At 71.3% G+C, this 6,465-nt stretch carries 6 protein-coding genes and 1 pseudogene; 6 read left to right on the forward strand and 1 reads right to left on the reverse strand.

Annotated elements, in window-relative coordinates; translation table 11 throughout:
* Positions 1-1,175: alkaline phosphatase family protein (locus FNH05_RS28870; protein WP_281287642.1), on the reverse strand; the 1,175-nt coding region annotated here is incomplete at its 3' end.
* Positions 1,176-1,334: 159 nt separating this feature from the next.
* Between FNH05_RS28870 and FNH05_RS28875 the strand changes: the two genes are divergently transcribed.
* The 6 genes and pseudogenes from FNH05_RS28875 to FNH05_RS38940 all read left to right on the forward strand — a co-directional run.
* Complete coding sequence (locus tag FNH05_RS28875) at positions 1,335-2,237, forward strand: NAD(P)-dependent oxidoreductase (protein ID WP_246127998.1); 903 nt, start codon at positions 1,335-1,337, stop codon at positions 2,235-2,237.
* A 107-nt stretch (positions 2,238-2,344) separates the two neighbouring features.
* Positions 2,345-2,752 (forward strand): DUF948 domain-containing protein, encoded by a 408-nt coding sequence (locus FNH05_RS28880; RefSeq protein WP_144592007.1) that lies wholly within the window; start codon positions 2,345-2,347, stop codon positions 2,750-2,752.
* Positions 2,749-3,048: a hypothetical protein gene (locus FNH05_RS28885; RefSeq protein WP_144592008.1), complete on the forward strand. Its 300-nt coding sequence runs from the start codon at positions 2,749-2,751 to the stop codon at positions 3,046-3,048. The genes FNH05_RS28880 and FNH05_RS28885 overlap by 4 nt, the downstream gene beginning before the upstream one ends.
* A gap of 91 nt (positions 3,049-3,139) precedes the next feature.
* The gene (gene alaS / locus FNH05_RS28890; protein WP_144592009.1) at positions 3,140-5,800 is read left to right on the forward strand and encodes an alanine--tRNA ligase; all 2,661 of its coding nucleotides are present in this window, start codon (positions 3,140-3,142) and stop codon (positions 5,798-5,800) included.
* Positions 5,797-6,288: a Holliday junction resolvase RuvX gene (ruvX, locus tag FNH05_RS28895; protein ID WP_144592010.1), complete on the forward strand. Its 492-nt coding sequence runs from the start codon at positions 5,797-5,799 to the stop codon at positions 6,286-6,288. The genes alaS and ruvX overlap by 4 nt, the downstream gene beginning before the upstream one ends.
* Positions 6,285-6,465, forward strand: a pseudogene (locus FNH05_RS38940) (hypothetical protein); the annotation flags it as partial. The gene ruvX and the pseudogene FNH05_RS38940, both read left to right, overlap by 4 nt.

Consider the following 6,465-nt stretch of genomic DNA (forward strand, 5'->3'; position numbering starts at 1 on the left):
GGCGGGACGTGGTCGAAGTAGCCGTCGTTCTCGTCGAAGTTGATCAGCAGCACGGTCTTCGACCAGGTGTGCGGGTCCGAGGCGATCGCGTCCAGCACGTCGTAGATGAGCCTCGCGCTGCCCACCGGGGTGGACGAGCCGGGGTGCTCGGAGTCGGCGGCGGAGGGCACCAGCCAGCTGACCGCGGGCAGGCGGCGCCCGGCGATGTCGGCCCGCAGCCTGCTCACCAGCGTGCCCGGCTCGCTGCGGTACATCGCGCGGTCGAACAGGCTCCGTTCGGCGGGGCTGAGCAGCGCGCGTCCGGCATCGAGCTGGCGGAGCAGCTTCTGCTGCTCTTCGGCGGTGCGGCCGAAGAGCTTGTCGTAGAACTCCTCGGTGGTGCGGAAACCCCCCTCCACCGAGGCCAGCATCTTCTTGCCGATCTTCTTGAAGGGCTTGAAGTACTCGACGGCGTTGTCGGTGAAGTTGTCCCACTCCTGGTAGATCTGCCACGGAACGCCGGCCTGCTCCAGGCGTTCCGGATAGGTCGTCCAGTCGTAGCCGGGGTGGTCGTAGCTGTAGGCCGCGTTGGTGACGGCGCGCAGGCCGGTCAGCGGCTCGCGGCCGACGGTCCCGGTCCACAGGAAGTTCCGGTTCGGGTTGGTGGACCCGAAGATCGAGCAGTGGTAGGCGTCGCACAGGGTGAAGGTGTCGGCGAGTTCGTACTGCAGCGGGATGTCGGTGCGGTCGTAGAAGGTCATGGTGGCCGCGCCCTTCGCCGCGATCCACCCGTCGTTCCAGCCCCGGGCCCAGGCCGCGCCGGTGCCGGTCCAGCTGTGGTCGAGCGCGCCGAGGTACTGGATGTCGCCGGGGCCGCGGCCCTCCCGCCGGGCCTCTTCGCGCAGGGAGAACGGCAGCACGCTGCCGCCGCCGGGCTTGGGCTGGGCGAACACCGGCCCGCCGCCGCGCAGGTCCAGCGGATGCGCGTCACCGAAACCGCGCGCGCCCCGCAGGGAGCCGAAGTAGTGGTCGAACGAGCGGTTCTCCTGCATCAGGACGATGACGTGTTCGACCGCGTCCAGGCCGCCCTTGGGCATCGGCTGGGCCATCGCGGCGTGCAGGGACGGGGGGAGCAGGGAGCCGGCGAGCGCGGCACCGGAGACGCCCAGCAGGCGTCGTCGGGAAAGTCGGGGCATGGGCGAACGATCGCCGGGAAAAGCGAACGCAACCTGAACGCGGACCGGCCGGGAAACCGAACATCCGGGGGCGAACCGCCCGGATCGGCACAGCGGGATTGCCCGCGGCCCGCCCGGGGTACCTGCCGTGCGGGAACGGACCAGGGGCGAGGAGCAGCGATGAACGAGCCGAGGAACGAGCCGATGAACGAGCCGATGAACGAGCCGAGGACGAAGGACACGGTGGCCGTGCTCGGGACCGGGATCATGGGGCGGCCGATGGCGGCGAACCTGCTCGCCGCCGGGTTCGGGGTGCGGGCGTTCAACCGCAGCCGGGACAAGGCCGAGCCGCTGGCCGGGCAGGGGGCGCAGGTGTGCGACACCCCGGAAGAGGCGGTGCGGGGCGCCGCCTTCGTGCTCACCATGCTCGCCGACGGCCCCACCGTCGAGCAGGTCATGAAGAAGGCGGGCAGCGCGGCACGGGGCGGCACGGTGTGGCTGCAGATGAGCACGGTCGGCCTGGACTGGACGGCCCGGCTCGCGAAACTCGCCGAGCGCGACGGGCTGTCCTTCGTCGACGCTCCGGTGCTCGGCACGAAACAACCGGCCGAAGAGGGAAAGCTGGTCGTGCTGGCCTCCGGCCCGGAGCAGCTGCGCCACCGGTGTGCCCCGGTGTTCGACGCCGTGGGCTCCCGCACGATGTGGGTCGGGCCCGCCGGGGCGGGCAGCAGGCTCAAGCTCGTCGCGAACGCCTGGGTGCTGGCGCTGACCAACGCGACCGCGGAGAGCGTGGGGCTGGCCGAGGCGCTCGGCGTGGACCCGAAGTTGTTCCTCGAAGCGATCGGCGGCGGCAGCCTGGACGTGCCGTACGCCCATCTCAAGGGCGGCGCGATGATCGACAGGAAGTTCCCGCTGAGCTTCGCGGTCAAGCACGCCGCCAAGGACGCCAGGCTGGTGCTGGAGGCCGGGAACGGCAAGGTCGACCTGGCCAGTGCGCGCGCCGCGCTGGCCCACCTGGAGGCCGCCGTGGAGGCCGGATACGCCGAGGAGGACATGGCCGCCCTCTACTACGGCGCGCGCTGAGAGGCCGTTCTGCGCCAAGATCGCCCACCGGGCGGGCCGGAACGGCCCCGCGCGGCGACACACGGTAGCCTGACCGGCATTCAGCCGCTGGACAAAGAGGAGGGACCGTGTCGGCAGGGCAGATCGCCGCACTGATCGCCGCGGGTGCATTCGTGCTGCTGGTGCTGCTGCTCGCGATCCCGCTGCTCAAGCTGGGCCGGACACTGGACGAGGCCACGATCGCGATCCGCAAGGCGCACGAGAACGCCGACCCGTTGCTGATCGGGGCGAACGACACGATCACCCACGTCAACGCCCAGCTCGAGCGGGTGGACGGGATCACCGCGAACGCCCAGGCGGTCACCGGCAACGTGTCGGCGCTGTCGTCGGTGTTCACCGCGACACTGGGCAGCCCGCTGGTCAAGACGGCGGCGTTCTCCTACGGGGTGAGCAAGGCCATCCGCGCCCGCCGCAAGGCCAAGGCCGGCGCGGACGGCAGGCACTCGCGTCGCGGCCGGAGGGGCGCCAAGTCATGAAGCGGCTATTCTGGCTGGGGGTGGGTGTCGCGGCCGGAGTCGCGGCGACCCGCAAGGCGAGCAGAACCGCTCGCCAGGCCACACCCGCCGGGTTGGCCTCGAACCTCGGCGACGCCTTGCAGGAGCTGGCGGGCGCCATCGGCTCGTTCGGGGCGGACATCCGCGCCGGGATGAGCGAGCGCGAGCAGGAGTTACGCGAGATGGTGGAACAGCGGTCCGGAGTGCCCGCGAAGCGGGCCGAGGGCAGGCACAGCGCCCGGACCCGTCCGGCGCGAGCGCGCCGGGCGGAGAGCTGACGCGGGCGCGTCGCGCTCTCCGCCGTCGCCGCACTCCGAACCCAAGGCGCGGCGCTCGCGCGCCTGCCGCCCTCCCCCAAGGAAAGATCCAGTGGAAACACACGAAATCAACAAGCGCTTCCTCGACCACTTCGAAAGCCGCGGCCACACCCCCGTCCCCAGCGCGTCGCTGATCCTCGACGACCCGACGCTGCTGTTCGTCAACGCGGGCATGGTGCAGTTCAAGCCGTACTTCCTCGGCGAGGTCCCGCCCCCGTACCCGCGGGCCACCAGCATCCAGAAGTGCGTGCGCACCGGTGACATCGACGAGGTCGGCAAGACCACCCGGCACAACACGTTCTTCCAGATGGCCGGGAACTTCTCCTTCGGCGACTACTTCAAGGAAGGCGCCATCGAGCACGCCTGGGAGCTGATCACCAAGTCCCAGGCCGACGGTGGGTTCGGCTTCGACCCGGACCGCATCTGGGTGACCGTCTACGAGGACGACTCCGAGGCCGCGGGACTGTGGCGCAAGGTCGCGGGCATCCCGTCGGAGCGCATCCAGGCGCGCGGCATGGAGGACAACTTCTGGTCGATGGGCGTGCCCGGGCCGTGCGGGCCGAGCTCGGAGATCTACTACGACCGCGGCGCCAAATTCGGCCGCGACGGCGGCCCCGTGGTCGACGAGGACCGGTACCTGGAGATCTGGAACCTGGTCTTCATGCAGAACATCCGTGGTGAGGGCCACGGCAAGCGGGACTTCCCCATCGTGGGCGAGCTGCCCGCGAAGAACATCGACACCGGCATGGGTGTCGAGCGCGTCGCGTACCTGCTGCAGGGCGTGGAGAACGTCTACGAGACCGACCTGGTGCGGCCGGTCATCGGCAAGGCCGAGGAGTTCTCCGGCCGCCGCTACGGGGCCGACCATGCCGACGACGTCCGCTTCCGGGTCATCGCCGACCACGCCCGCTCCGGCGTGATGCTGATCGGCGACGGCGTGACCCCGGGCAACGAGGCGCGCGGGTACGTGCTGCGCCGCCTGCTGCGCCGCATCGTCCGCTCGGTGCGCCTGCTCGGCGTGCACGAGCCGGTGCTGCCGGAGTTCGCGAAGGTGGTCCGCGACGCGATGGCCCCTTCGTACCCGGAGATCGCCCGCGACTTCGACCGGATCAGTGAGGTCATGCGGGTCGAGGAGGAGGCGTTCCTCGCCACCCTGACCAGCGGTTCGAAGATCTTCGACCTGGCCGCGGAGGAGACGAAGAAGTCCGGCGGCACGATTCTGGCCGGAGACAAGGCGTTCCAGTTGCACGACACCTACGGCTTCCCGATCGACCTGACCCTGGAGATGGCCGAGGAGCAGGGCCTGTCGGTGGACGAGGGGGGCTTCCGCACCCTCATGGAGGAGCAGCGCCAGCGCGCCAAGGCCGACGCGGCCGCCCGCAAGAAGGGCCACGGTGACCTGTCGGTCTACCGGCAGCTGCTGGAGCGGCACGGCGAGACCGGCTTCCTCGGCTACACGGATCTGCAGGCCGACGCCAAGGTCCTCGCGCTGCTCAAGGACGGTGCCGCGGTCGGCAGCGTCAAGGTGGGCGACAAGGCCGAGCTGATCCTCGACCGCACTCCCTTCTACGCCGAAAGCGGTGGCCAGGTCGCCGACACCGGTGTGCTGATCGCCTCGGGCGGCGAGGCGAAGGTCTACGACGTCCAGAAGATCGTGCCGGGCCTGTGGGTGCACCGCGTCGAGGTGACTTCAGGCGAGATCGGGGTCGACACGGCGGTGACGGGATCGGTCGACGCGTACCGCCGTGCCGCCATCGCCCGCTCGCACTCGGCGACCCACTTGGTGCACGCCGCGGTGCGCGGCGCCTACGGCCGCCGTGCCGCGCAGGCCGGTTCGCTCAACTCGCCGGGCCGCATGCGGTTCGACTTCACCACTCCCGGCCCGGTCTCCGCCGACCTGCTCACCGAGGTCGAGGAGGAGGTCAACGACTACCTGCTGACCAACGTCGAGGTGGAAACCTACGTCACCACCAAGGACAAGGCGCTCGAACTCGGCGCGGTCGCGCTGTTCGGCGAGAAGTACGGCAACGACGTCCGGGTGGTCGACATGGGCGACTACTCCCGCGAGCTCTGCGGTGGCACCCACGTCGGCCGGATCGGCGAGCTCGGCCTGGTGAAGCTGGTCGGCGACTCCTCGATCGGTTCCGGGGTGCACCGGGTCGAGGCGCTGGTCGGTCAGGACGCGCTCAAGCACGTCCGCAAGGAGCAACTGCTGGTCTCGCAGCTGGCGAGCACGCTCAAGGTGCCCACCGCCGAGCTGCCCGGCCGCGTCGACGACGTGCTCGCGCGGTTGCGCAACGCGGAGAAGGAGATCGAGCAGCTGCGCACGCAGCAGGTGCTGGGCTCGGCCGGTTCGCTGGCGGACAAGGCCCAGGACGTGGACGGTGTCGCACTGGTCGCGGAGCGGGTGGACGGCGAGGTCGACGCCAACGGCCTGCGTGCGCTCGCCATGGAGGTGCGCAACCGCCTGGGCGTGCGTCCCGGTGTGGTGGCGCTGTTCGCGCCCCAGGGCGAGAAGGTCGCCTTCGTGGTGGCCACCACCGCCGCCGCACGGGACAAGGGCTTCGCGGCGGGCAAGCTGGTGCCGGCCTTCGGCCCGGCCGTGGGCGGCCGGGGCGGCGGCAAGCCGGACATGGCCCAGGGCGGCGGCACCAACCCCGCGGGTGTCGATCAGGCCATCGGCGCGCTCCGCGACGCCCTCGCGCGAGGGTGACCCAGCGTGAGGCCGACCGGCCCGGGGAGCACGATCCCGGAGCCGGTCGCCGTCTTGCCGTCGACGTGGGTTCCGTCCGCGTCGGTGTCGCGCTCAGTGATCCCGCCCCGATGCTCGCGACCCCACTGGTTACCCTGTCGCGTGATGCGCGCAGCGACAGTGACTTGGATTCGCTTGCCGGGCTCGTCGCCGAGCACGAGGTGGTGGAGGTGATCGTCGGGTTGCCCAGGACGCTCGCGGGCCGCCACGGGACGGCCGCGGAGATCGCGGTCGACTACGCCGACCGGCTCGCCGGACGGATCGCGCCGGTTCCGGTGCGGCTGACGGATGAACGCTTGACCACGGTCAGCGCTGCCCGCATGCTCTCTCAGCGAGGCGTCAAGGGACGCAAGCAGCGTGCGGTGGTCGATCAGGCCGCCGCGGTGGAGATCCTGCAGGGCTGGCTGGACGGCCGCTCCGCCTACCTGGCTCGGGAGGGCCGTTCGTGAGTCGTGAGCTTCCCCCGCCGCTTCCCCCGCGCGGTGGTGGCGGCCGCCGTCGTGCCCAGGTGCCGCCGCCGGTGCCGCCGCGTCCGGCGGGGCCGCGCCACGCCCGGGCCGAGGAGCCGCCGCCACCGCCGGTGCGGCGCCCGCCCGCCACGCGTCCCCCGTCGCCGGATCATGGTC

Origin of the sequence: Amycolatopsis rhizosphaerae (genome assembly GCF_007713715.1) — a bacterium.
In the GTDB taxonomy this organism is placed as follows: domain Bacteria; phylum Actinomycetota; class Actinomycetes; order Mycobacteriales; family Pseudonocardiaceae; genus Amycolatopsis_E; species Amycolatopsis_E rhizosphaerae.